Here is a 23591-nt window from a genome sequence, read left to right on the forward strand (position 1 = left end):
ACTTCTGCCCGGCTAGTGGAGCCTGGCAAACCGGGGGGGCAGGGCACAAGGGTAGAGCGCCCTTGTGCCCTGCCCCCCACGCCCGCCTGTCGGCTCTACGCCGGAAGGAAGTTCCGGCCAGGCCCCGGCCTGCCAGGGATCCCCATACAGGAGAGCTCATGCGCCAGCGCACCGTCCGCATCACCGCCGCAGCATTCACGGTGGCCGGGTTGTTCCTCACCACCGCCTGTGATGGAGACAAGGTCGAGCACGGCACCGTCATCGACAAGCACCACAGGCCGCAGGGCTACATCTACCAGCAGCAGCCCATCAAGGCCCGCAAGTGCGACTACAGGGGCGCAAATTGCCGCCTCGTAAACACGGGTCGTCACCGCACCGTGCAGATCTTCCAGAGCGAGTGCTGGAAGCTCACGTTGAAGGCCAAGGACGGCGAGACCGGAAGCCTGTGCGTGAGTGTTGAGGAGTACAACAAGTTCGACGTCGGCGACAAGCGGTGAGCGATGGAGATGGCCCGCCCCGAATGGGGCGGGCCATCTCCATGTCGTCTCGAGTGCAGGCCTGCCAATGAAGCTGTTCCCTGCCTCGCCATCCGAGTGTCTGCCATTCCAGATGGAACCGTGCTGTGGTTGAGTCCGCTGCGCTTTGAACCGGGCAGCTTCGCAGACGCTGTGCGGCGCGTTTGTTTTCCTGCACAGCTACGTGCCAAATAGGTGCGCGCGACGGCATCCGCCGGCGAGGAGTCCGTCTCCGTAGTTGCTGATCGCATCCCGAAGCCGCAGCAAGCTACGCGCGCACCTGTGCTCGCCGGGCAACGTTCCCCCCGCTCCAGGTGAGTCCCGTCATGCGATCCGCAGGCGCCCCGGCTCTGTCAGCCTCGCAGACGCGGGCGGGGTGTCAACCGAGCCAAAAGCGGGCTCGGTTGACACTCCGCCCTATTGCGCCTGCGCGACCTCCGCCACCGGAACACCAGCTACGGCGGATCCCACACCGGGACCTCCGCCAGGAACGGAGCCACCGATGGCATCGAGCAGCCCCTCTACCACGCAGCCGACCGCTACCGCGCCGTGGGATCAGCCTGCGATCCCGGCGCTGTGGACAACCGACCACGGCGGCCAGCTCTCTCCCGAGCTGGCGGCGGTCCTGGCGGAGGTGGAGCGCGAAGAGCTGGCGGCAGGACCCTGGGACACCTCCGTCTCGCTGGAGGACCTCGTCGGTACCGCGGACCTCAACCTCTGAGGCCCTCGTGCCCAAGGCCCCGCAAGGGGTCTTGGGCACACAGCATCGCTCTGTGAACTGCGGGATCTGTCCCGCCACGGCGAGCACCTGCCGGGTCCTGCCCGGCACTTGAGCCTGGCAGACGCCTGGAGGGCCGCAAGGGAAAGCGCCTTGCGGCCCTCTTTCAGGCGTCTGCCGGGCGGCTCGTGCCGGGAAGGACCCGGCAGGGCGCCACCCGCCGCCGTGCGGGACGCCCGCAGTTCTCAGAGGAGCTGGTGAACATGTCCAAGAAGTCGACGCCCGGAGACGGCGGTCATCACCTGGGCGCGAAGGGCTTCGGGTTTGACGCGGTCCGCCGCGGCCTGACCGAGTTCGCGTCCAGCCTGGTGCGAGTCATGAGGACCTCGGCCACCAAGTGATCGATCGCCTCGCGCGCTTTCGGGACGGGTCCGGTCACACCGCGGTAGATCCGCTGGTGCTGGCCGGCCCCGTTCCGGGGGTGGACCTGCATTCGGTGGGGCTCTTGATGGCCCCACCCGCGCTGTCGGGTGAGTTCATGCCCGTCAGCATGTGGCGTGGGATCGAGCGCCTGGACCCAGAACCCGTTATACCGAGCCTGCGGCCCGACGGGCTCCGTGCTGCCTTCACCGAGGCTGTACGAGAGATGACCGCCACCGCGCAGGTGATCGGGGTGAAGGTTTCTGGAGGCCTCGACTCGCTGGCCACTCTTGTCCATGCGTGTGACGTCGCCGAGGGACGGCGTGTGGTGGCCTTCGCCATCGACATGACCGACGACCAGGGTGGCAGCTCTGTCACCGAGGTGCAGCGACTCATGCGTGCCCTCAACCTGAATGCCGAACTGGTGGTGCTCTCGCCCGAGCACGATCGCGCCGAGCCTCAGTGGTCACCGATCGGCCCTCGCTTCGACGGCATGCCTGAAGTGAATGCGGCTGCCGCAGAGAGGGCTGCGGCTCTCGGAGTCGACGTGCTGCTGTCGGGAGACGGGTCAGATGAACTGCTCGGCGTCCCTCGGTACGCCACTGGCGCCGTAGCCGCACGCCATGGAATCCGCGCGGCCATGCGGTACTCCAGGGACGCGGCACGAGGCGGGCCCGGCTTGTTCGGAGAGGCCGCGGCTCTGGTCTCTCGCTTTCTTCCGGCACGGGCGCGAGCTCAGACCTACTGGGCGATGAACTGGCCCGAGTGGTCTTCACCGGTCGCCACTGCTGTTCTGGCGGAGCCTTACCGCACGGAGGCGACCAAGTGGGCGCGCGCATGGGTAAGGGAGCAGATAGTCGAACACGCCGTCGCCCATCGCACCTGGGTCGAGGCCGACGCGTTCGATGCCCTGTACCCCTACACGCCGATGCCACCGGCGGGTGACATACCGGAGGGCTCTCCCTTCCTGCACCCGTCGTTCTTGGCGGCGGCCTTGGCACTACCGCTCGCCGATCGCTACCGGTCAGACCTTCCGTCCGCGTATTGGCGATACAAGGCACAGGTCATCGACCTCCTTCCGGGGGCGATGGCCAAGCTGCCGCCACGCAAGCAGTACTTCACCTCCGCCCTAGCTCGTCAGGCCGCCACGCTGGACACCAGCAAGCAGCTCCTGGTCTCCGAAGTCGGACTGGTCGATCCCGATCAGCTCGCGCGCGAGAAGGACACCGGCGTGCTGCTCTACGTGGCTGCCATCGAGAGGTGGCTTGCCGGGGCGGTGCGGTGCGGAGCTCAGATTCTCTGAGGCCTCATCACGGTGTCTTGACCGGCAGAGGACTCGCAACCCGCTCGCAGGTGGGGCTCGCTGCCCCGCCTGCGACTTCCTGCCCAAATCAGTTCGCGGCGAAGACAATCGGACCCGCGACGTCCAGGAAGGAGCAAGATCATGATCTCAAGCTTGGGTGTAACGATGCGGCCCTACGCCGGCGCCGACGAGGCAGCCGTACTCGAGCTCATCAATGCCGATCGGCTAGTCGGCCAGCCCGAAGTCTCGTCAGCCATGTTGGCCGAGGCATTGGCAGGACGCTCGTCAGTCGATTCCGGATGGTGGGAGCAGTTGGATCTGCCTGACACCTATGTGGCCATCGACGGTGACGACAGCCGCATTGTGGGCGTGATCTCCTACGCGGTGCGTGGCAAGGACCAGACGGGACAGCTTTTGTGGCTGCACTGCCACGAAGACAGCCACCTTGCCACCACGCTGATCGCTCACGCGTGCACCGCGCTTAAGCCGCGGCCGATGCACGCCTTCGACTTCGCCTCTGCTCTCACGCGAGGGCTGGAAGGCCTCCCCGTCGGACACCGCCCGGCCACTCGATCTGCCCTGGAGGACGCTGGATTCCGCGGACAGGATCTCTGGCGCTACATGCATGCCCCGCTTCCCTCACCAGAGGCACAGCGCGCCACGCGAGTGAAGGCGCGTACGGAAGCCGATGCCATGCGAGTACTACGGATCCGCAGGTGCCTGCGGACGATCGCCGAAGCGCGCATCGGTGAGCCAGTTGCCGGAGTCGGAGTGCTGTGGTGGATCAGCGTCAAGACCCGCGCACGCAGACGCGGCCTGGGCCGAAAGCTTCTGGGGTCTGCCCTGCATCTGCTCTACAAGCTCGGCGCGACGGAAGCGATCCTCTACGTGGACGACGACGCACCCCCCGGCGATGGGCGAGACCGTACCGCCGCTAAGGCTCTGTACGACTCGGTGGGATTCACCGAGGTCGACCGCCTCTACTCCTACACCCGACCGCCGCATGCCTGAGCATGAGCTCATGGGCCCGAGGAGCTTCCTTTCGGTCCCGTCGTTTGAGCTGGTGTGATGTCGATTCACCCCAAGCCCCGCTCTGAGACAGCGGCAATCCGACGGGTGGACTCATGAATCCCTGGGCGAGCTCGAAGGATGCTCCACCACATCCCGTCCTGCGCGATGCCCGAGAAGGCCAGCCGGTTCAACGGCGAGGGCTCTGCGCCCCCCTTCCCGATGACTGAGCCTGCACCACGCCGGGGCGGGGGGTCAACCGAGCAAAAAGACGCTCGGTTGACCCCCCGCCCCAACGCGGCGCCTACGGCCGATCACCGGGAAGGGGACCACAGAGCCCCGAGGCCGCCACAGGCGGCCATCCCTCCCGGGCATCGCGCAGGAGGCAGACCATGGCAGAGAACGAGATCACCGTCGGACAGGCGCTCGAGGTGCTCACCAAGAAGCTCAAGTACCTCACCTCGGCTACTGGGCACGTGGAGCGGGTCTTCGTGGCGAACGACGGAGGTTGGGCAACAATCACCGTCCGCGTACCGAACCGGAACGAGGACACCAAGCGGGAACACAACTACATCCAGTTTGCCACCAGGCAGCGCGGATGGATCGACAAGATCAGGGACTTGAGCAAGGGCGACTACGTGACCGTCCTCAGCCTCGACCACGAGAACGGCCGGCGGAAGCAGGACGGGAGCTACACCCCCGACCGTCTCATGATCACCGAGTTCGTCCGGATCAGGGAAGTCGGGAAGCCGGTCGCCGCGCCTGAGTTTCTGAAGGGTCTCGTCAACGAAGGCTGACGCACCGGAGGGGGTGCCCGCGGGTACCCCCTCCGCAGTTCTTCATCCCAGCCATCGATTGCAGGGAGAGGTAAGTCCATGTCTCGCCGCACTCGGCGAAGCCGTAACCGTAGCTGGATCGGCGCCTGGATCCGTTCTTTCCTCGACACGTTCACCTGGTTTTAGCGACCCTATCGGACCTTGCCGGTTGGCAGGGATGAGGCGACGATCTGACGACTGAACCGCACTGCGGCTACAACGTCGGCGCCTCATGCTCGACAGCACCCTCATGCGAGAGGTCGCTCTGTTCCTCTAGTACTGCAGCAGACGAAGGCTGCAGCGTATTTTCCTTGGTATCACTCTGTCCCAGCCCGTCTGATGGTTCGTTGGGGCCATCCTCATGACCACCAGAGGAGGATGACGAAGCCTTCCCGCTGTTCCAGTTCCTGGTGTAGTCGCGTACCTGGGCGGTCGTGAGCCCGAGTGCATCGGCGGCCTCCTTGCGTCCACCGAAGACTTCGACTGCTTCGGCAACGGACTCGGCTACCTCCAGCTCGACCGCCTCGAGCTTGGCTATGCGCTGATCGAACGTCGTCACTGCGGACAGCTGTGCGGCTTGACGGCGCTTCGCCTCTTCCAACTCCTGCTTGTGCTGCTCCCGAAGAGCGAGGCGACGGGCCTGAAGGCGTTCGTTGTGTCGTGAAGTCATACCTCGGCATGCTTCCCGATCACTCACCTGTGCCACAAGAGGCAACTCTCCTACCCGTCTGTTGAGTTGTGGCCGCAAGCCCCCGTCCCCGTTCGCTTGTCCGGCATGCCGTTCCTTCTTCTCCGGTCACCCGCCGCCCGTCCTCGGGTGGGCCGTGGTCGGTCCTGCCCGCCGCGCGCAGCCTGCGCCGGATATGAGTGGGCGTAAACCCTCGTACCTCGGGCTGACGCCCACTCATATCCGGCGCCTATCGGCTGCACCGGGCAGGGCCGGTCACGGCCCACCTCCCTCTCGACGGAGGCCACCGCCCGGCACGGCGATGAGGAGAAGTCCATGGGTATGTCGGACGAGAAGATCAAGGAGTACCAGGAGTCCCAGCGGGCTGCCGACGAGGCCAGCCAGGACGCCGAGGAGCTCGCCGAAGGTGCGGAGAACCGCTGAGTCCGGCGAGCCGGCCCGGTGCCGCCACAGTGTGGCGGCACCGGGCCGGCTCGTGTGAGAGCTTGCGTGGAACGTGCCGTCAGAGGTTCCCGATCTCTCCGCAGTACTGAGGGCTGTTTTGAAGCACACCTCTTGCTATTCAACCTGCACTCCGATGAAATGGTGTCATGTCAGCAGCGACAACCTCTCTGATCTCACGCACCGTCAAGATGCGCTGGGATCACAGGAGGCCGCGTTGATCACGCTGCATCCGATCTCGTCCGGCTCTGGAATCGACTACCTCATGTCGACGGTCGCCGGGGACGACGTGAAGGCCGGCATCAAGAATCTGACGGCTTACTGGTCCAACGGCGGAGATACCCCGGGGGAGTGGCTGGGGGCCCAGGCCCGGTCCATGGGGCTGACTGGGCGTGTCACGCAGGAGGCGGCGGACGCTGTCTTCAAGGACGCCGTCGATCCCGTCAGTGGTCAGAAGATGGGCCGCACCTGGCCTCGTTACACCCCCGCCGACGACCTGTACGCGGGGTACCTGGAGGCCGAACCGCAGGCGAGCGAGGCCCGTCGGCAGCAGCTACGGGAAAAGGCCGACCGGGAAGGCAACCGGACCGCACGTGCGGGCTGGGAGATGGTGTTCTCCCCGGTCAAAAGCTTCTCGATCCTGTGGGGGACCGCCGACGACGAGCAGCGTGCCAGGCTCGAGGAAGTCGAGCGCGCCGCCTTCGAGAAGGTCTTCGACCGCATCGAGAAGGAGGCGTGCTGGACCCGCGTCGGCCCCACCGCGGCCGCTCAGGTGCAGGTGCCGGCGACGGGCTTCGTCGCCGCCGCGTTCGCCCACCGGAGCTCCCGCTCGGGCGACCCGGACTTTCACCGGCACCTGGCCATCAGTGCCAAGGTGCGGACCGAGGACGGGCGCTGGCTGGCCCTGGACGCCCGGCCGCTGCACGCCCTTGTGGTGGAGTTCTCCGAGCAGTACACCGCCGAGCTCGAGCGCGGCATGGCCGCCGAGTTCGGCATCCTTGCCGAGGCCCGTCAGGACACCATCCGCCCCGCCAAGCGGCCCGTGCGCGAGTTCCTCGGCGTGGACGCGGAGATGGTCCGGCACTTCTCCGAACGCCGCCGCAGCACCGAGCAGGCCCTGGCCACGCTGACGCGTGACTTCATGACCCGGGAGGGACGCGAGCCGTCCCGTGCCGAGTCCTACAAGCTGGCCCAGTCGGCTGCCCTGACGGCCCGGCCGGAGAAGCAGGCGACCACGGCCGAGGAAGAGCGGCGCGCCTGGCGGCAGCGTGCCAGGAGGCAGGGAAAACAGCGCCCGGACAAGTGGATGGGCTACGCCCGGGAGGCCTCGCGGCAAGCGGGTTCCGTGACTCAGGAAGCCGGAATCGCGCTGGGCGAGGTGCCGGACCGGGTCCTGGAAGTCCTGGAGGGACAGCGCGCCCACTGGACGCGGTCCAATGCCGCGGCGGAGGTCTACCGCCAGCTGGTGGCCAGCGGCTGGCACGTACGTCTGGATGACGCGGCGTTCACATCGGCGGTGGAGCAGGTCACCGACGCGGTGCTCGATCCGCGGCGGTGCATGCGCCTCGACGCGCCGGACGCAGTGGCGCTGCCGGAACGGTTCCGGCGGGCCAGCGGGGCGTCCGTGTTCGAGCCGGTGGCCACGGGACGGCTGTTCACCTCGCACGCTCTGCTGGCTGCCGAGCAGGAGCTGGTGGAGGGAGCCACCCGCCCGGCACCGGTGCGGATCCTGACCGCGCGGCAGGTCGACGAGGCCCTTGCCGCCGGCGACACCGACCGGGACTTCCGCCCCAGTGACGAACAGCGCCAGGTGGTCCGGAACCTGCTCGGATCCGATGTGCGCATCAGCGCCGTCATCGGCCCGGCAGGCACCGGAAAAACCACGATCATGCAGCTGGTACGAGAGGCCGCCGACGCGCACGGCATACCTGTGCTGGGCCTGGCCGGCGGACAGGTCCAGGCCGACAACCTGGCCGAAGAGGCCGGTATCAGGGCGGAGAACATAGCCCGCTGGCGGTTCATGAGCGAACGCCAGGGCGGCCCCCAGTGGTCGCTCAGGCCCGGCCAGATCGTCATCGTCGACGAGGCGGGACAGGCCTCCACTCCCGACCTGCAGGCACTGGCCCGCCAGGTGGAGAACGCCGGAGGACGCCTCCTGCTGGTCGGAGACCCCCGCCAGCTCGGATCACCCGGTGCGGGTGGCGCACTGGAGCTGGTGGAGGCCGACGCTGGAGCCCAGTACCTGACCGAAGTACGACGTTTCCGGGACGTCGGCAAGACCATCCGCCGCTGGGAGGTCGACGCCGCCGCAGCCTTGTCCCAGGGGGACGCGGACGCCTCGTTCGACGCCTACGCGCAGCGCGACCGGATCCGGCACGGCAGCGCCTCCCACATGATCGACGCTCTGTACGAGGCATGGCAGAGGGATCGCGACGACGGCCTGAGCGCCATCATGATCGCCTCGAACAACGCGCTTGTGGCCCAGCTGAACGCCCGCGCCCGCGCCGACCTGATCGCCCGCGGGGACGTCGACACCCGCGCAGAAGCCACTCTGTCGGACGGCAACCGGGCCGGGGCCGGAGACCGTGTCGTCACGCGTGCCAACGACCGGCGTCTGCGCACTCACGACGGACGCCAGTGGGTACGCAACGGCGACACCTGGACGGTCGAGGCCGTCGAGAACGACGGTGCGGTCACCGCCCGCCATGACCGCACCGGACGCCGTATCACCCTCCCTGCCGACTACGTGAACGGCGCGGTGGAGCTCGGCTATGCCATCACCAAGGACCGGGCCCAGGGCGTCACCGTGGAGGCCGGGCACGCCCTGTTCGACGGTTCCCTGGACCGTAACGGCGCCTATCCGGCACTCACCCGGGGCCGCTACACCAACCACGCCTATCTGGTCACCGCGCAGGACGCCGACGCCGAGACCGGCGAGCCCGGGCAGGAGCTGACCGCCCGCCAGGTCTGGCAGGCCATCCTGCGTCGCGACGGCAGCCAGCACTCGGCCACCATGACCGCGCGCCGCCTGCGGGAGGCCTCCCGTTCGGTGCGCACCCACACCGGTCGCCTCGCCTTTGTGCTGGACCAGATCGCCGACGACCGTGCTCGCCACGCGGTCGCCGGCGTGCTCGGGGAACACGCCGCCGGACAGCTCACGGGCGCCCCGGCCTGGCCCGCCCTGCGCATCCAGCTCGGACGCCTGGCCGACGCCGGATTCGACACCGACCGACTGCTGGCAGCGACCTGGAACGCCCGCGGCTTCCTCGACGAGAACGGCGTTCCCGTCCATGACATCGCCGCCGTCGTCCATGCCCGGAACGCTCGCGCGATCGACGCGGACGAAGGCAACCCCGAGGCATATCGGCGCGCGGATGACGCACCCCGGTCCGCCACCGCCCCCGGGTTCCTCACCGGGCCGCAGGCACGAGGGGACGACGTCCTGGCCGCGCTCGGGCTGGCCGTTCCCGAGCCCGGGCCCCATGACGACCCGCAGACTCTCCAGGTCGCCCGGGAGCTGGCCGCCGCCGCCACACAGCGGGCGTCCCAGCTGGCCCGAGCGGCCCGGCTGGATGCCGAAGCCGGCGAAGGATGGGCCGCCTATTACGGCCCCGAACCCGACGACGCCGAGGCGGCCGTCGTCTGGCGTGACCAGATCGCCGCAGCCGCGGTCTACCGCGATCTCGCCGGCCACGACGGCCCCGCGCCCACCGGACCCGCCCCCGGCGCGGGCGGCGGACAGGCCGAGCTGCGCGGTCTGTGGCGCGCCGCCCAGGCGCTGCCCGACACAGCCGAACGAGCCGCAGAGCTGGCGGCCGCCGGACCGGCCTGGCTCGACGCGCTCGGCCCCCGACCGCCGGCCGATGATCCCACCCGAGCCCTGTGGGACCGTGCCGTCGGCGCCACTTCCGCGTATCGCACGCTGTGGGAGTTCGGACACGAAACAGTCGCGCTCGGAGAGCGGCCCGCCGACCCCATCGCGGCCGCCGACTACGACACGGCCAGTGCCGCCATCGCTGCCTGGCGTGCCGGATCCGGGCCCCACACACCTGTGGCCGACCTCGATTCCGAAGCTCTGCGGCAAGCCGATCAGCGCGGCCGCAGAGCGGCCGAACGCGCCCGGCGGGCCCAGGACGCCCTCGCCGGGTTGCACCGTGCCGAGCAGGCCAGGGACGCGGCCCAGCAGACTGCCCGCGATGCCGAGAACCGGGTCGAGGTCCTGCGGAGGAAGGCCCGTACCCCCGAGCAGATGGAGCGGATCCAGGAGCTGACCCGGCAAGCCGCTGCGGCCGAGGAAGAGGCTCGTCTTCAGGGCCGGCTGGCCGATGATGCCCGGCAGCTCCTGGTCGCACTCGCCCCGGAGATGCTGACCGACCGCAAGCGGGCCCGGCACGGTGGCGACGCCCGCCGTGAGCTGGCACGGCGCGTTCCGCGAACGAGGGAAGAGGAGGCGGCGCGGCCGGAAGGGAGCGAGATCGCCGCCTGGCAGCAGCGTCCTTACGGCCGGCTTTTCGACGGACAATTGCATGAGGCGCACCAGCGTGCGCTGGATGCCGCACATGCCGCCGGGGGCAGGGCCGACGCGCTGGAGGCACAGGCGGCCGAACTCACCGCGGCGGCCGCGCCCGGCGGCCACATCGAGCAGTCGGTCAGGGCGCTGGACGCACAGGTCACAGCGATTCTTCAGATGCGCGCGGCCCAGGAGCAGTGGAACGAGGCGGCCCGCCGGGCCGCCGAGATCGCCGCCCGGCGTGAGGCGGTCACCGCTCGGCTCGACGCCACCACCCGCCTGGGCCTGCCGGTCCTGCGGGGGGCCGAACGGAACGAAATGGAAGGGGCCCTGGCCCGCCTCACCGCTCAGGCCGCCCGACTCAACCAAGAGGTCACAAGCGCCGAGCAGCGCCGCAACCAGGCCGAGATCACCGCCGGCGACACCCGCCGGCACCAGCAGGTCCTCGACGACTGGCGGCAGTCCGGAGGCACCCTTCCTGCGGCCCTCGGACGCGCCCGCGCCACCGCTGCCGACGGCTCGGCGGCCGCCGCAGCAGAGGCACAGTCCCTACGGGAGCGCTCGCGTCAACTGAGGGAGAACGCCGCCGCCATGCGCCGCGAGGCCGGCCTGCGAGCCGTCCTGCCGGACGAGCGGCGCGCCGCCGAACAGGCGGAACGACAGCGTGCGCCGCAGCGGCCCCGCACGCCGGAAGCCGGCCCCGGCTCCCTTCCGCAGGGGCCCGGTACCGCCTCACGCGACATGCCGGGACAGGGGCGTTAGCCTCGCTCGCGGCGGTCGCGAGGGGGCATCGGGCGGGCATCTGCTCACGGCAGCCGCACTCCGGCCGGCGTGGGACACCGTGCTCGGCGCCGAGCACGGCGACTGCTCCGTGACGGAGGAACCGGCACCCGCCACTCACCCTGGTTTCCCGACAGTTCAGGGGCCGCGCGGGGTTGACCGGGAGCGGCCGGCGGCCGCGTCGTGTCCGGTGACACGAGGCGTGTCGACTTGGGGAGGGCTCTCACCACAGGGGGCGGCGGCGCTCCGGTTGCTTGTCGACCAGACGCCCGCTGATCACCCGGAACCGGCCTTCGTGGATGTCCCAGGAAACGGCGGTGCCCGGGACGGCCAGCGCCTTCGCCGCGGCGGCCATCACCGAGCGGTGTTCCGCGTCGGACAGCCCCACCTCGTCCACGATGTGCGCCCACTCGCACGGCCGGCACACGATCTCCCAGTTCTCGCCCGGCGTCTCGCGCACTGAGGCGACAGCGATGTCCGGCGGGCGGACATCGCTGTCGCACATGCGGCAGAACCACGTCCAATGAGGCGCCGCGATCCACTGCACCCCGCCACCGGCAGCCGGGCGGCTGAACACCTTGCGCAAGGCCTCGTCCAGCCGTGTACCGCTCACCGTCTCCCGGGGCGGATCCGGCGCGGACGTACGCGACGGCGATGCCGGGGAAGGGGAGAGGGCAGCGCCGGGGGCCGGGGCGGGTCCACGCTCACGGGCCGTCGTCCGCTGCGCGGTGATCTTCCTTTCCTCCGCCGCCTGCGGGCGGACCACGCTGACACCGGCGTCGGTGAGCACGCTCAGATCCAGCGTCCACGTACGGGCGGAGCGCTCTCGCCATACCGCGACAGCGGCACGCACGTGGTCCTCGGCCTGGTCGGGCGACATTCCTGTGACCACCCGCAGATGGGACAGCGCCGCGTCCCGCTTGCCCTTCACCTCTGCCAGCCCGAAGTGCGTCGCGGTATGGCAGTCCGTGCACAGACAGACCAGTCGGCGCAGCCGCTGCACTGCGGCAGCGGTGTCGTAGTCCCACCGCTCATGAGCCTCCAGCCAGCGGCGGGCCTCCCGGTCCTCGGCCTGTCCGCACGCTTCGCAGCGCTGACCTGCCCGGTCGTTGATCATCCGGCGCAGGCGTTCCCAGTCCTGCGGACTCACGCAGCTGGGGACGTTGGTGAACCAGCACGACTGCGGCACCAGATCCACGAAGAGGCCTGCCCCGAAGGAGCGGTCCTCCCCGGGCAGCAGATCCGGAACATCAGGGAGCGCGGCCCATCGGTCCAGGCCCGGCATGTGAGGCCGGGGCGCGTACCAGCGTCTCGCCTCCGGGTCCCACCGAGCCCCGTGAGCCTTCGCCTCGTCCTTCTGCGCGAAGGGGACATCGAGCCAGACACGCGCCATTCGTCATCCTCGCCAGGTCGTGCAGTGCGCTTGCCGTTCAGCGTAGGACGCCGCGGTGACACCGCCCCGGGCGTGGCCGGCTCCGGCCGCCGGCCGCCCGTCCGGGGACCTAGCCCAGTCCCGCACCTTTCACACCGGGCCGGACCGCGCCCGGCCGGTCCGGAAGAGGGGTGCCGGGAGTGACCGCACCGAGTGAGGCGGACTGCTCCCGACGGCGCTCGAGCGCGGGGCTGGAGGGCACCACCGAGTGGGGAGGCGAACCCGCCGCAAGGCGGCCCGCATGTTTCTCGGCAGCTGCCGCGACCCGACGCAACTCCTCGATGTCCGAGCCCTTGTACGGGTAGCGGACGCTCTTCTCGGCCGCCTCTGCGATGAGGCGTGTCTGCTTGGCCGCCTCTGCGTACGCCACAGCGGCAGACCGCGCATCGAACGCGGCAGAGTGATTCGGCGTTCTGAGCAGACCACGCCAGGCACTGCCGAAAGCCCGGACCCTGGGGTCATTGGGGTGCTGGAGCAGCTTCTTCGCCATGTCGCTCCCGCGCCAGGTCCGGAAGTCGCCGGCGACATCCTGACCGGTCTCCAGCGCTTCGCCCGGTGAACGGTACGCGCGTGCCGACGGGTCGTTGCCAGGCGGAAGCGTGCGTACCAGGCGCGAGGCGTGTGCATGGGCGTCATCGGCGAGAGCGTCCAGGAGCGCGACTTCGGCAGCCGGAACGCTGTTCTGGTGCCGGACGGCCTGGGCCATGGCGTGCGCCGTGGCCGCGACCTTCCCGTACCGCCCGGCAGCATCCCAGAGGCTTGTCGGACCGCCCGGGTGGTTCTCGGGAGGAAGGTCCTTCCACGCTTGCCGGAAGGCGCGCACGACAGACGCGCTGCTGCGAAGAGCCGACTTGCCGCTGTCAGTCGCTATCCACTCGCTGTACCGGTCTGTGACCTTCCTGGAAGCCTGCACCACCTCACGGTGAATCCTTCTCAGGTCCTCCTGCGAGTGCGCTGCCCCGCCCAGCGGGCCGTAGCCGGTGTAGGGGTGATGCATCCTGTCGAGGTCGGCCTTGACCTGTTCGCTGCTGGCCTCGGCGGCCATCGCCTTGTCGGGGTCGGCCTCGCGCAGGCGGGTGCTGTACTCGGCTGCGGCGTTTTGAAGGTCTCGAAGGGCTGCCACCGCTGCCTGCGTCCGTGGCTCGCTCGACGTCCCTTCGAGCCGATCGGCCAAGGCGGCGGACAAGCGGGCATAAGCGGCGCTGGAGTTCGCCTCGGCACGGTGCCAGAAGGTCCGCCATTCCTGGTTGTTGCGAAGCTGCCCCCAGAACGCGTCGCCGGCCAGGCTTGTTGCCGTGTTGCGGACGGCCTTCGTGGCCGCACGCGCTTCTCGAAGCTCAGCCCACAAATCCTGCCCGGCGAGCACGGAGGCATGGCCATCGACGGCTCGAAGGGCCTTGCCCACCGCTTCGAGGGGGTTCTCCACGCCCGCCACGGGGCGAGGAACCGTTGGATGCTGACCTGCCCGTTGCCAGGCTTTCCCCAGGAGATCAAGTTGTTTCTGGACCCCGTCGAAGTCGCCGGCAAGTCCCCTGGGCCGAGTCTGGTACCAGGCACTTCTTGCCCGCTGAAAAGCTTCTTCGATCTCTTCGGCGGAGGATATGGGCTCGTTCGCCATTCATGCTCCCAGCGCGATACGTGGATCAGACGTGTTCGAGGTGCTACAGCAGAGGATCGGCTGCCTGCCGTGCGGCTTCCGCCTCCGCCGGGTGGTCGGCGTCAGCCGCGCCAAAGGCGGAACCGGTCAGAAATTCCTCGAGCCCCTCGCCGGAGTCCGCGCCCGGGACGACACGCATGGGCGGCTCATGGTGGGTGCCATCGGCGCAGTCGGCGACCCGCAGGTGGGGCTTGAACGCGTGCAGAGTGGAGATCCACTTCGCTTCCGCGAGGTCCGGGCCGCCCGCCGGACGGCAGTAGACCCGTACCCATGAGACATACAGGGCCGTCAGATGTTCAAGGACCGCTGGATGCCGGTACCAGCACGGCGGAATCTGATCACGCAGCTCGAAGGCGGAGGCAAGCCAATCCACCCACCGGGCCAACTCGCGCATCCTCGTGTACCGCTCACCCGGCGCCATGGCGGTCCAGACCCAGCCATACGGGGCTGACGTCTCCATCGGCTCGTCCACCGGGTCGGGCCACAGCGACGCGGGGTCGGACAGAGGATCGTTAGAAGGCTCAGACATACAAAACTCCCGTGAACGGACCTCGGACGAGGCTCTTCTGCAGCAGGCCAAGGACGACTCATCGTGACCACGGGATCGTCCGCTGATCCAGCATCCGGCGACTCGGATCTCGGGCCGGTGGTTTCGCGGACGGCACACTGCCCCCGGAGTCGACCCCGTGTACCCAACCGGGATCGTCCCATGATCTGTTGAACTGACAGCCTATTTTCCTTGCGTCCTCCGTGATCTTGCGCCGTCGGTTCCGCCCGCGCCGGCATGCGACCAGGGCCGGCCCGCCTGCTCCGACGCCGGGACGAGATCCGCGCAGAGAACGGGAGTACCGGGGGAAGCAACCGGCGAACCATGGGACGATCACTTCACATGGATGCGTAATTCGTCGCGGAACACAACGGGGGTGTCGTGTTCGCTCCAGGGGAGTTCGACGGTCAGGAGCTGGGACACACCACAGACGAGATCACCGGCGCGGGCCGCGACTTGTGGATCGAAGCGGTACGTGTCGCCCTGGTCATCGCCGAGGTCGTCGCGAAAGAAGTTGCCCGGCGCCGCCAGCAGCAGTGGGAACAGGCGAGCAAGGACGCGGCCCGGAAGATCTGGGAAGAACGGCAACGGGCCGAACCCGTCCTGCGCGCTGCCCTGGATGAGGACTTCTGGAAGGACCCGACCCCGCAGGACATCGGCCGGGCCTGGCAGACCGCCATCGAATGGGGCCCGTCCGATCCGGAAGCGGCCGCGGTACTCGACCACATGCGCCGAGAACTCGCCGACCGCTACGGCCTGGTCCCGAACGACGTGCAACTGAACGTCGCGGACCTGTCCAAGGCGCTCGCCCTCGGGGCACCGGCGCTGCGAGCCGAGGCTGCCGTCGCCCGGGAAGACGCCGAACGCTGGGGCGAAACCTCGAGCCTCTACGTCATCCGTGACCCCAACGACCCCGAGCAGATTCTGCATCAGGGCGAACTGCGTACGGTCCCCGGCGAGCGCCTGGAAGCCGCGGCCGCCCGCGAGCTCAAGGAGTGGGCCCGCACCCACGGGCGGGAACTCGACGGCACCATCGGGATCGAGGCCGTCACGAACGACGGCACTCCGGGCGGCGGCAGCGCCGCGGCGCAGGTGACAGGTGAGCGTGCGGAGGCGCTCATCAAGGACGAAGCCCAGTGGCAGCGGCGCCTCGTCTCGGGCGAGGAGAAGGGCAGCCTCGAGGAGGTCCACCACGCCGTGCTGGCGGAGTGGGACCGCACCGAGGACGCCGCTCGCCTCCTCGGCGAGGGCACCGAAGGGTACGACGGCCTGCGCGAGGCGACAGCGCGGCTGGCCCTTCAGGCACGGGCCGTAGAGGCGGAGATGCGCGGCGAGGAGCCCCGGCACGTCTACCAGGGAGCAACTCTGCGTTCCAAGCTGGCGGCTGACGAGTGGTGGCGAACCGCGACCGCCTCACAGGTGGCCGGAGTATGGAGCCAGGTCGGCGGATGGCCGGACAGCCAGGCGAAAAGGGAGACGACCCAGCTCCTGCAGAATCACCTCTTCGTACGCCACGGTCTGGACCTGGAGAGCACCACCCCGGCCGACGCCGTCGCCGAACTGCTCGGTGGAGCCGAGAGCGACACGCCCGCGGCGACGTACGCCGATCGGGCTGCCGATGCCCGTGCGAAGGCCGAAGAACTCTTCAGGAAGAGCGCTGACGCCGCGACGGACTCTGCTCGCCTCACGCGCGAGGCCGACGAGATGGCAGCCCTGCCGGGTGCTGACCTCCGTGCGGCCGAAGACAAACGCAACCAGGCCCTTGTCGCTGCCGGGCAGTCCTACCTGTACAGCGCACAGGCCGTCTCCGCCGGTGGTGAGGCCGAGCGGTTCGAGGCAACCGCCGACGCGCAGGCGGAGAAGTGGAACATGGAGATCGAACCCGAGGAGCTGCGTGAGGCGTTCAGGCAGCGCTTCGGGCACGAGCTTGATCCCGCCTCCGTCGAGAAGCTCACCGTGTCCGCAAGCCGCGCTGCAGCAGCGGCCGTCCCTTCCTCCGGTGCCGGGCCCGCTCCCTCCCCGGGAACAGCCCCTGAATCGTCCGTGAGAGAGACGTCCGGGGCCTCCGGTGAGATGGACCCGGAAGGCGCTGGGGCGATCAGGGTTGCTGGTGCCGGGCTGCAGAGGTCCGCGCGACTCAGGCGCGGGCGGCCGGCGGCCGCCGGAGTGCCTCAGGCGCCGCCCATGCGGTCCCGCGTTCCGTCGGCGAGCTCTGGCATCGGATGACCATGAGCGAGGTGGAACCAGGTCTCGCGCGCACATTCGCAATGCAGCACAAGCAGGGGTGAAGCGATCAAGATCGGCCAGTGGAGTTGCGAAAAGAGATGCTTCGAGTTGCTGAATCGATCTAGTCTGGTGTCTGTGCTGTCAACTGACAGACGGGGACAGGGGGATTCCGTGCATCCGCCTCACGGTGCGCAACAATCACGATTGCGAATGGCTTCGGCTGCTTCCGCTGCCGTACTGCTCCTGGGAACCATCGCGGGCTGCTCGTCCTCCGGTGAACCGGCCAGGGCCGACTCCACCCCCAAGGGGACCGCCTCGCCGAAAGCGCCGCCGTCCATGTCCGCAGAGGACAAGGCCAAGGAGCAGGTCCTTGCCGCGTACCGAGGGTTGAGCGCGGTGAGATCCGAGGCGTACAGCACGGGAAAGGTCGATAACGCGAAGCTGCAGGAATACGCCCGTGACAAGGCGGCCAGCGGCGTTGTGGTGGCTGTGGCCTGGTACGAGAAGCGTGGACTGAAGGTCGTCGGCAAGCCGCAGCTCGCCCCGGAAGTCACTGCAGTGAACCTTGAGGCCAAGCCCAGGACGGCCGTCCTGTCCGACTGCCTCGACACTTCCAAGTCGGACACCGTGTACAAGACGACAGGCAAGTCGGCCATCAAGAAGGACTCCAAGGAGCCGCGCCGCAAGCCCGTGACGGCCAAAGCCGTCACTGTGGGGGACCGATGGCTGATCAGCGAGTACGAGATAGACCGGAGCCGGTCATGCTGAGGCCCTTGCGAGCCGTGGTGTTCACCGGTGCGCTGCTCACCGGTCTTGTGGCCGGTGGACAGGCTTCGGCCGCGGACGATCCCCCCAATCCCCCTCCTGTCGAGTGTCCGCCCGACATCCAGGACTGTGAGGTCGGCGCCACCAAGCCCACGATTCCCGGCAACGGCGAGGGACCCGGTGGCGGCAACGGCGGCGGCAGCGGTTCCGGCGGGCCCAAGACCTGCCTCGACGACGGCAAGGAAGTCCCCTGCCAGATCGAAACGTTCGGCTGGTACATGGGGGACGGCTGCTACGCCAAGGCGCTCGACCCCCAGCCCCCGGCCGATGACCCGGCGTTCGACGGCCGCCCCGACGGGGGCGCCATCTACATGCGGGTGTGCCTCGACGGAGAGGCGATCACCTCGCAGGGCTGGATCTGGCTGCAGACCCCGCCGAACGGGCCGCAAGTGACGCCGGCGCAGCTTGCGCAGCAGGCTCTGGAGAAGCTCACCCTTCGGGGCCCGGACATCGGCATGGCTCCCGAACCCGGCAGGACCGGCGTGGTCGGCATGCCCGTATGGATGTGGACCGAGGTTTCTGCCGAGACGTGGGGACCGAACTCTGCCAGCGCCTCCGTGCCCGGATTGACCGTCACCGCAACCGCCAACGCCAAGAAGATCGTCTGGAACATGGGCGATGGCAGCAGCGTGACATGCAACAACGCCGGCACCCCGTACAAGAAGTCGTACGGCAAGAAGGCGTCGCCCACCTGCGGGCACGTCTACACGAAGGCCAGTGAGAAGTTCACCGTGACCGCGACCACCACCTGGAACGTCCACTGGACCGGTGGCGGCCAGCAGGGGGACATCACGGTCACCCGCGACTCGCAGACCACCGCACGGATCGGTGAGGTCCAGGTCGTCGACTGACGGTCGCAGGCGCAGTTCTTTTGGGGAAGGGACACTTGTACGTGAGCACCACCGAGGCCCGGCCTGCCGTGCCCAAGGCCAATGCGCCTGCCGCACCACCGCGTTCGCTCACCACCCGGCGGCGCAGGCCGGCCCTGATCGGGCTCTCCGTAGCGCTCATCGCGGCGGGCGGGCTCGCCGGTGCGTTCACCGTGCTGACCAGCGGCGAGAAGACGCAGGTTCTGGCGGTGGCGAAGGACGTCCCCTACGGCCACACCGTGACCGCCGGCGATCTCGTCGTCGTCTCCGTGGGCCTCGACCCGGCGCTCAAGCCGGTCAGGGCCGCGGAGAAGAGCAGCATCGTCGGGCAGCGCGCCACCACCGAACTCAAAGCCGGAGCGCTGGTGACCGAGGGCTCGGTGACCGGCGAACCGCTCATCGGCGACAACCAGCAGCTGGTGGGGCTCAGGCTCAAGCCCGGGCAGCTGCCCGCCAGCAGGCTTTCCCCCGGCATGAAGGTGCTGGTCGTATCCACCCCCGGCAAGGACACCGCTGCCTCCGGCACGTCCAAGCCGCAGGACACCGAGCTGCCCAAGACTCTGCCCGCCACCGTCATCAATGTCGGTGCGGCGGACAGCAGCGGCAGTCTCACCCTCGACGTCGCGGTCGCCGCAACCGACGGACCCACTCTCGCCGTCCGGGCGGCCTCCGGAGACATCGCCGTTGTCGTCGAGCCCCAGAAGGCCGACAGCTGATGGCAGTCGTCGCGATCGCCGGAGGCCCTGGTGCCCCCGGCGTCACCACCACCGCGCTCGCGCTGCTGCTGACGTGGCCTCTCCAGGCAGGCCGCCGGGTCATCCTCGCCGAATGCGACCCGGACGGCGGCGCCGTCCTCGCCGGCGCACTCGCGGGCCGGACCCCCGGTCCCTACGGGCTGCGCAATCTGGCGGTCGCCGACCGCCAGGGACAGCTCGGCGAAGCCTTCTGGCGCCAGCTCATCGACCTGTCCGACGAGGGCATGGACCGGCTCCTGCTGCCCGGACTCACCGATCCGGCACAGGTCTCCAGCCTCGCCTACACCTGGGGGAAGCTGGCCGCGCTCTTCGCCGGCATCGAACGCACCGAGCCCTCGCACGACGTCATCATCGACCTCGGCCGCTCCGGAGCCTTCGGCGCGTCAGCCCCCCTCGTGCACAAGGCGGACGCGGTCCTGATCGTCGTACGGCCCACGCTGCGCGGCATACACGCCGCACAGCCGCGCGTGCGGGCACTGCGCACCGATCTGGAAGAAGCCGGCGCCGGAGCGGACTGCCTCGGCATCGTCGTCGTGGACAACGGCCTGTACTCCACATCGGAAGTCGCCGAGCAGCTCGAAGCACCCGTGGTCATGCGGCTTCCCCACTCCCCCCAGGCCGCTGCCGTCCTGTCGGACGGGCGTGAAGGGGGCCGTGGCTTCAAGCGCTCCGACCTGCTGCGCGCGGCCCGCTCCGGGGCCGACCAGATCCACCAACTCATCGGCGGACGGCGAGCCCGCCTCATGCCCGGGGAGCACGCGCATGCACGGTAGGCCGCTCCACCCCGACCCGGTGGTCCAGCCCGTTCAGCACCAGACAGCCGTCGACCCGCTGCCCTGGCGAGCCGCTGCGCCCCCGCCGCACCCTTCCACGCAGCGCGACCCGCGAGGGCCGTCGTACGACACGCAGAACAGCGTCGACTACTCGGTCGCCACTCGTCTGAAGAAGGCCGTCGCCGAGAAGCTTGCCGAATTGCTGAAAGACAGCCCCGGCATGAGCGCGCAGGCCCAGGCTCAGCGCGGCCGCGCACTGATCAACGAAGCGGTCGCCGTCTGGGCGGACGCCGTCGCCATCGAGCGGGGCCGCTCCACCACCCCCGCCGAGGACCGCCACCTCGCCGAAGCCGTCTACGACCTTCTCTTCCGAGCCGGCCGCCTGCAGAAGTACCTCGACGACCCACGTGTCGAGAACATCCTCGTCAACGGCCACGACGATGTGTGCGTCGACTACGGCGACGCACGCCGCGTCCCCGTTCCCCCGGTCGCCGAGTCCGACGAAGACCTCAAAGAGCTGCTGCGCGACCTCGCGCGCCGTACCGGCCAGAGCGAGCGGACGCTGTCGACCGCCAACCCGTTCCTGGCCCTGCGCCTCGAAGACGGCTCGCGCCTCCAGGCGATCACCGAAGTCACCCCGAAGACCTACGTCACCATCCGGCGCCACCGTGTCCGCGACGTCGACCTGCCGGGTCTTGTCGAACTGGGTTCCATCGACACCACGCTCGCCGCATTTCTCGGCGCGCTCATCCGTGCCAAGAAGAACGTGATGATCGTCGGCACTCAGGGGGTGGGCAAGACCAGCCTGCTGCGTGCCATGGCCCGCGAAATCCCGCCGGACGAGCGGATCGGCACCATGGAGACGGAGTACGAGCTGTTCCTCCACGAGAACGGCCACCACCGCCAGATCGTCCCCATGGAATCCCGCCTGGGCAACGGCGAACGCGTCGACGGGCACAGCGTCGGCGAGATCACCGTCGGCGACCTCATCTACCCCGCGCTGCGCATGACCCTCTCCCGGATGGTCGTCGGCGAGGTCCGCGGCCCGGAAGTCGTCCCCATGCTGCGCGTGATGACCAACGGCGAAGGCGGATCGCTGTGTACCCTGCACGCCCGTGAGCCCCACATGGTCTTCGACCGGATCGCCGAGCTGTACATGGAATACGGCGGCAACATGACCGAGTCGCTCGCCTACAAGCAGGCTGCCAACGGCATCAATTTCATCGTCTTCGTGAAGATGGTCGACGAGACCGCGATCGGTGGACGCCGTCACCGCTTCGTCTCCCATGTCCTGGAGGTCACAGGCACCGGCGAGATGGGCCGCCCCGCCACCAACACCGTCTTCGGCCCCAGGCCCGAGCTGGACGAGCCGCGCGCCGTGCCTTTGATGCACCCCGCCTGTCTGCCCGATCTCATGCGTGTGGGTTTTCCCGCCCACCTCCTCGACCTGTCGCGCGGCTCCTGGCAGGCGCCGCTGGAACTGAAGGTGAGAGCCGCATGACGCAGCTCCTCATCGGCCTGTTCGCGGGTCTCGGCCTGGCCGGCGGAATCGTCGCACTCGTCGCGGGCATCGTCGGCACCACCGAACCCAGGACTGCCGGACCGGTGTCCCGCTGGCGCCTGGCCATGGCCAGCAACTCGGCGGAGGTACGGCAGCGCGCTCAGATCCGCGCCAGGGCGGCGGCCGCCGCGGCGGCCGGCCTCGTCGTGTGGATCGTGACCGGATGGTTCGTTCTCGGCCTGCTGCTCGTCGCGCTCACCGTCGGGCTCCCCTGGCTGATATCCCCGGCCAAGGCGACCAACGCTCGTATCGAGCAGCTCGATGCCCTCGCCGAGTGGACCCGCCGGCTGTCCGACGTACTGCTGCTCGGCACCGGCCTGGAACAGGCCATCATCACCAGCCGCAAAACAGCGCCCGCCGTCCTGGCGACCGAGGTCGGCGAGCTGTCGGCACGGCTCCTGTCCGGCTGGCGGCCCGAGGAGGCGCTGCGCGCCTTCGCCGACTCCCTGGGCGACTCCACAGCCGACAAGGTCGCCGCCGCACTCATCCTGCGCAGCGCCGACCGCGGGCCGGGTCTCGCCGCCGCGCTCACCGATCTCGCCGACTCGGTGCGGGAAGAAGTCCGCCAGCGCCGGCAGATCGAGGCCGACCGCGCCAAGCCGCGCACCACCGTGCGGTGGATGACGTTCATGACCCTGGGCGTGGTCGGGTTCGGGGCCTTCAGCACGGAATACGTCGCCCCCTACGGCACCGTCCTCGGCCAGCTCGTTCTCACCCTGCTGCTGCTCGGCTTCGGCGGAACGCTTGCCTGGATGCGCTCACTCGCCTCCTACCGCCCCACCCCCCGATTCCTGGAACCCGACCGCCGCAGCAGTGTTCCCGTACGGACGGAGGCCGCTGGATGAGCATCCCCACCATGGCCATCCTCAGCGGAGCCACCGTAGGTGGTGGACTCGCCCTGCTTGTACGAGCCCTGGTCCGCCCCCAGCCGGACCTCGCCGGAACGCTGGAAAGGCTCCACCAGACCGGCCCCCTCCCAGGCGACCGGCCCGTCCTCTCTCCGGACGAGCGCTGGGGCGGCTGGCTGCTGCCGCGGCTGACCCGCCTGCCCGGAGTGCGCGTCCCGCGCACCGACCTGGCTCTCGTCGGCCAGTCCCCGGCGAAGTTCATCCTCACCAAGGCCGCCCTGGCCATGACCGGGCTGCTCCTGCCCGCCTTCTTCTTCACCGTCTGGTCCGTCCTCGGCCTGTCTCTCTCCTTCGTCATCCCCACCGTGGTGTGCCTGGGGCTCGCCTTCTTCCTCTGGTACGTCCCCGACCTGGCACTGCGCGACACCGCACGACGCGCGCGTGACGAATTCCGCCACGCGATCGCCGCGTACCTGGACCTGGTGGCCCTGGAACGAGCCGGAGAAGCCGGCCCGACAGAAGCACTCGAGCGAGCGGCCGCCATCGGCCGAGGATGGGCGTTCCGTCGTCTCCAGGACGCCTTGCAGCGGGCTCGCGTCGACAAGGTCGCCCCGTGGGACACGCTCAAGGCACTCGCCGAGGAGTTGGAGTTGCCCGTCCTGCAGGACGTCGCAGACATCATGCGGCTGTCCGCACACGACGGAGCCGCCGTCTACACCACTCTGCGGGCCCGGGCCAAGTCCTTGCGTACCGAGCTGATGAGCAAGGACGCCGAAGAGGCCAATGCCAACAGCGAACGGATGACCGCCCCCGGAGCCCTGCTCGCCGTTCTGATGATGCTGCTGATCGGCTTCCCAGCCGTCATCCGCATCCTCACCGGCTGACGGCTCCCGCCCCGAT

General features: G+C 69.2%; 19 protein-coding genes. 15 read left to right on the forward strand and 4 right to left on the reverse strand.

Going from position 1 to position 23591, the window contains the following annotated elements; all coding sequences use genetic code 11:
* Nucleotides 1–158: 158 nt before the first annotated feature.
* The 6 genes from ACH5AF_RS33680 to ACH5AF_RS33705 all read left to right on the forward strand — a co-directional run bounded on the left by ACH5AF_RS33680 (nucleotide 159) and on the right by ACH5AF_RS33705 (nucleotide 4761).
* Complete coding sequence (locus tag ACH5AF_RS33680; protein ID WP_398907134.1) at nucleotides 159–497, forward strand: hypothetical protein; 339 nt, start codon at nucleotides 159–161, stop codon at nucleotides 495–497.
* A 520-nt stretch (nucleotides 498–1017) separates the two neighbouring features.
* Complete coding sequence (locus ACH5AF_RS33685) at nucleotides 1018–1236, forward strand: hypothetical protein (RefSeq protein ID WP_398907135.1); 219 nt, start codon at nucleotides 1018–1020, stop codon at nucleotides 1234–1236.
* A gap of 260 nt (nucleotides 1237–1496) precedes the next feature.
* Nucleotides 1497–1634: a hypothetical protein gene (locus tag ACH5AF_RS33690; RefSeq protein ID WP_398907137.1), complete on the forward strand. Its 138-nt coding sequence runs from the start codon at nucleotides 1497–1499 to the stop codon at nucleotides 1632–1634.
* Nucleotides 1631–2956: an asparagine synthase-related protein gene (locus tag ACH5AF_RS33695; protein WP_398907139.1), complete on the forward strand. Its 1326-nt coding sequence runs from the start codon at nucleotides 1631–1633 to the stop codon at nucleotides 2954–2956. Before ACH5AF_RS33690 ends, ACH5AF_RS33695 begins: the two co-directional genes overlap by 4 nt.
* Before the next feature lie 141 nt (nucleotides 2957–3097).
* A complete protein-coding gene (locus ACH5AF_RS33700; RefSeq protein ID WP_398907141.1) occupies nucleotides 3098–3967 on the forward strand; it encodes a GNAT family N-acetyltransferase in 870 nt (289 codons plus the stop codon).
* A gap of 389 nt (nucleotides 3968–4356) precedes the next feature.
* On the forward strand, nucleotides 4357–4761 hold the full coding sequence (locus ACH5AF_RS33705) for a hypothetical protein (RefSeq protein ID WP_398907143.1): 405 nt from the start codon (nucleotides 4357–4359) through the stop codon (nucleotides 4759–4761).
* Nucleotides 4762–4993: 232 nt separating this feature from the next.
* Here the strand turns inward: ACH5AF_RS33705 and ACH5AF_RS33710 are convergent, their stop codons facing one another.
* Nucleotides 4994–5449, reverse strand: coding sequence for a hypothetical protein (locus ACH5AF_RS33710; RefSeq protein ID WP_398907144.1), 456 nt, complete (start codon nucleotides 5447–5449; stop codon nucleotides 4994–4996).
* A gap of 676 nt (nucleotides 5450–6125) precedes the next feature.
* On the opposite strand from ACH5AF_RS33710, the gene mobF reads away from it, so the two are divergent.
* On the forward strand, nucleotides 6126–11180 hold the full coding sequence (gene mobF / locus ACH5AF_RS33715; protein ID WP_398907146.1) for a MobF family relaxase: 5055 nt from the start codon (nucleotides 6126–6128) through the stop codon (nucleotides 11178–11180).
* A 241-nt stretch (nucleotides 11181–11421) separates the two neighbouring features.
* On the opposite strand, the gene ACH5AF_RS33720 is transcribed toward mobF, so the two are convergent.
* The 3 genes from ACH5AF_RS33720 to ACH5AF_RS33730 form a co-directional block, all read right to left on the reverse strand.
* A complete protein-coding gene (locus ACH5AF_RS33720) occupies nucleotides 11422–12591 on the reverse strand; it encodes a DUF5710 domain-containing protein (RefSeq protein WP_398907147.1) in 1170 nt (389 codons plus the stop codon).
* A gap of 109 nt (nucleotides 12592–12700) precedes the next feature.
* A complete protein-coding gene (locus tag ACH5AF_RS33725) occupies nucleotides 12701–14248 on the reverse strand; it encodes a hypothetical protein (RefSeq protein ID WP_398907149.1) in 1548 nt (515 codons plus the stop codon).
* 43 nt (nucleotides 14249–14291) lie between these two features.
* Nucleotides 14292–14816, reverse strand: coding sequence for a hypothetical protein (locus tag ACH5AF_RS33730; protein WP_398907151.1), 525 nt, complete (start codon nucleotides 14814–14816; stop codon nucleotides 14292–14294).
* A gap of 399 nt (nucleotides 14817–15215) precedes the next feature.
* On the opposite strand from ACH5AF_RS33730, the gene ACH5AF_RS33735 reads away from it, so the two are divergent.
* The 8 genes from ACH5AF_RS33735 to ACH5AF_RS33770 all read left to right on the forward strand — a co-directional run bounded on the left by ACH5AF_RS33735 (nucleotide 15216) and on the right by ACH5AF_RS33770 (nucleotide 23575).
* Nucleotides 15216–17060 carry a hypothetical protein gene (locus ACH5AF_RS33735; protein WP_398907152.1) on the forward strand — a complete coding sequence of 615 codons (1845 nt, stop codon included), beginning with the start codon at nucleotides 15216–15218 and terminating at the stop codon, nucleotides 17058–17060.
* 210 nt (nucleotides 17061–17270) lie between these two features.
* Nucleotides 17271–17828, forward strand: coding sequence for a hypothetical protein (locus ACH5AF_RS33740; protein ID WP_398907154.1), 558 nt, complete (start codon nucleotides 17271–17273; stop codon nucleotides 17826–17828).
* Nucleotides 17822–18736: a hypothetical protein gene (locus ACH5AF_RS33745; protein ID WP_398907156.1), complete on the forward strand. Its 915-nt coding sequence runs from the start codon at nucleotides 17822–17824 to the stop codon at nucleotides 18734–18736. Before ACH5AF_RS33740 ends, ACH5AF_RS33745 begins: the two co-directional genes overlap by 7 nt.
* A 41-nt stretch (nucleotides 18737–18777) precedes the next feature.
* Nucleotides 18778–19470 carry an SAF domain-containing protein gene (locus tag ACH5AF_RS33750; RefSeq protein ID WP_398907158.1) on the forward strand — a complete coding sequence of 231 codons (693 nt, stop codon included), beginning with the start codon at nucleotides 18778–18780 and terminating at the stop codon, nucleotides 19468–19470.
* Complete coding sequence (locus ACH5AF_RS33755) at nucleotides 19470–20282, forward strand: hypothetical protein (protein ID WP_398907160.1); 813 nt, start codon at nucleotides 19470–19472, stop codon at nucleotides 20280–20282. Before ACH5AF_RS33750 ends, ACH5AF_RS33755 begins: the two co-directional genes overlap by 1 nt.
* Entirely contained in the window at nucleotides 20272–21783 is a 1512-nt protein-coding gene (locus ACH5AF_RS33760) for a CpaF family protein (protein WP_398907162.1), read from the forward strand. Before ACH5AF_RS33755 ends, ACH5AF_RS33760 begins: the two co-directional genes overlap by 11 nt.
* Nucleotides 21780–22688, forward strand: a complete 909-nt coding sequence (locus ACH5AF_RS33765) for a type II secretion system F family protein (protein WP_398907164.1) — start codon at nucleotides 21780–21782, stop codon at nucleotides 22686–22688. Before ACH5AF_RS33760 ends, ACH5AF_RS33765 begins: the two co-directional genes overlap by 4 nt.
* Nucleotides 22685–23575, forward strand: coding sequence for a type II secretion system F family protein (locus tag ACH5AF_RS33770; protein ID WP_398907166.1), 891 nt, complete (start codon nucleotides 22685–22687; stop codon nucleotides 23573–23575). Before ACH5AF_RS33765 ends, ACH5AF_RS33770 begins: the two co-directional genes overlap by 4 nt.
* Nucleotides 23576–23591: the final 16 nt, after the last annotated feature.

Origin of the sequence: Streptomyces sp. NPDC018833 (genome assembly GCF_044390825.1) — a bacterium.
GTDB lineage: Bacteria > Actinomycetota > Actinomycetes > Streptomycetales > Streptomycetaceae > Streptomyces.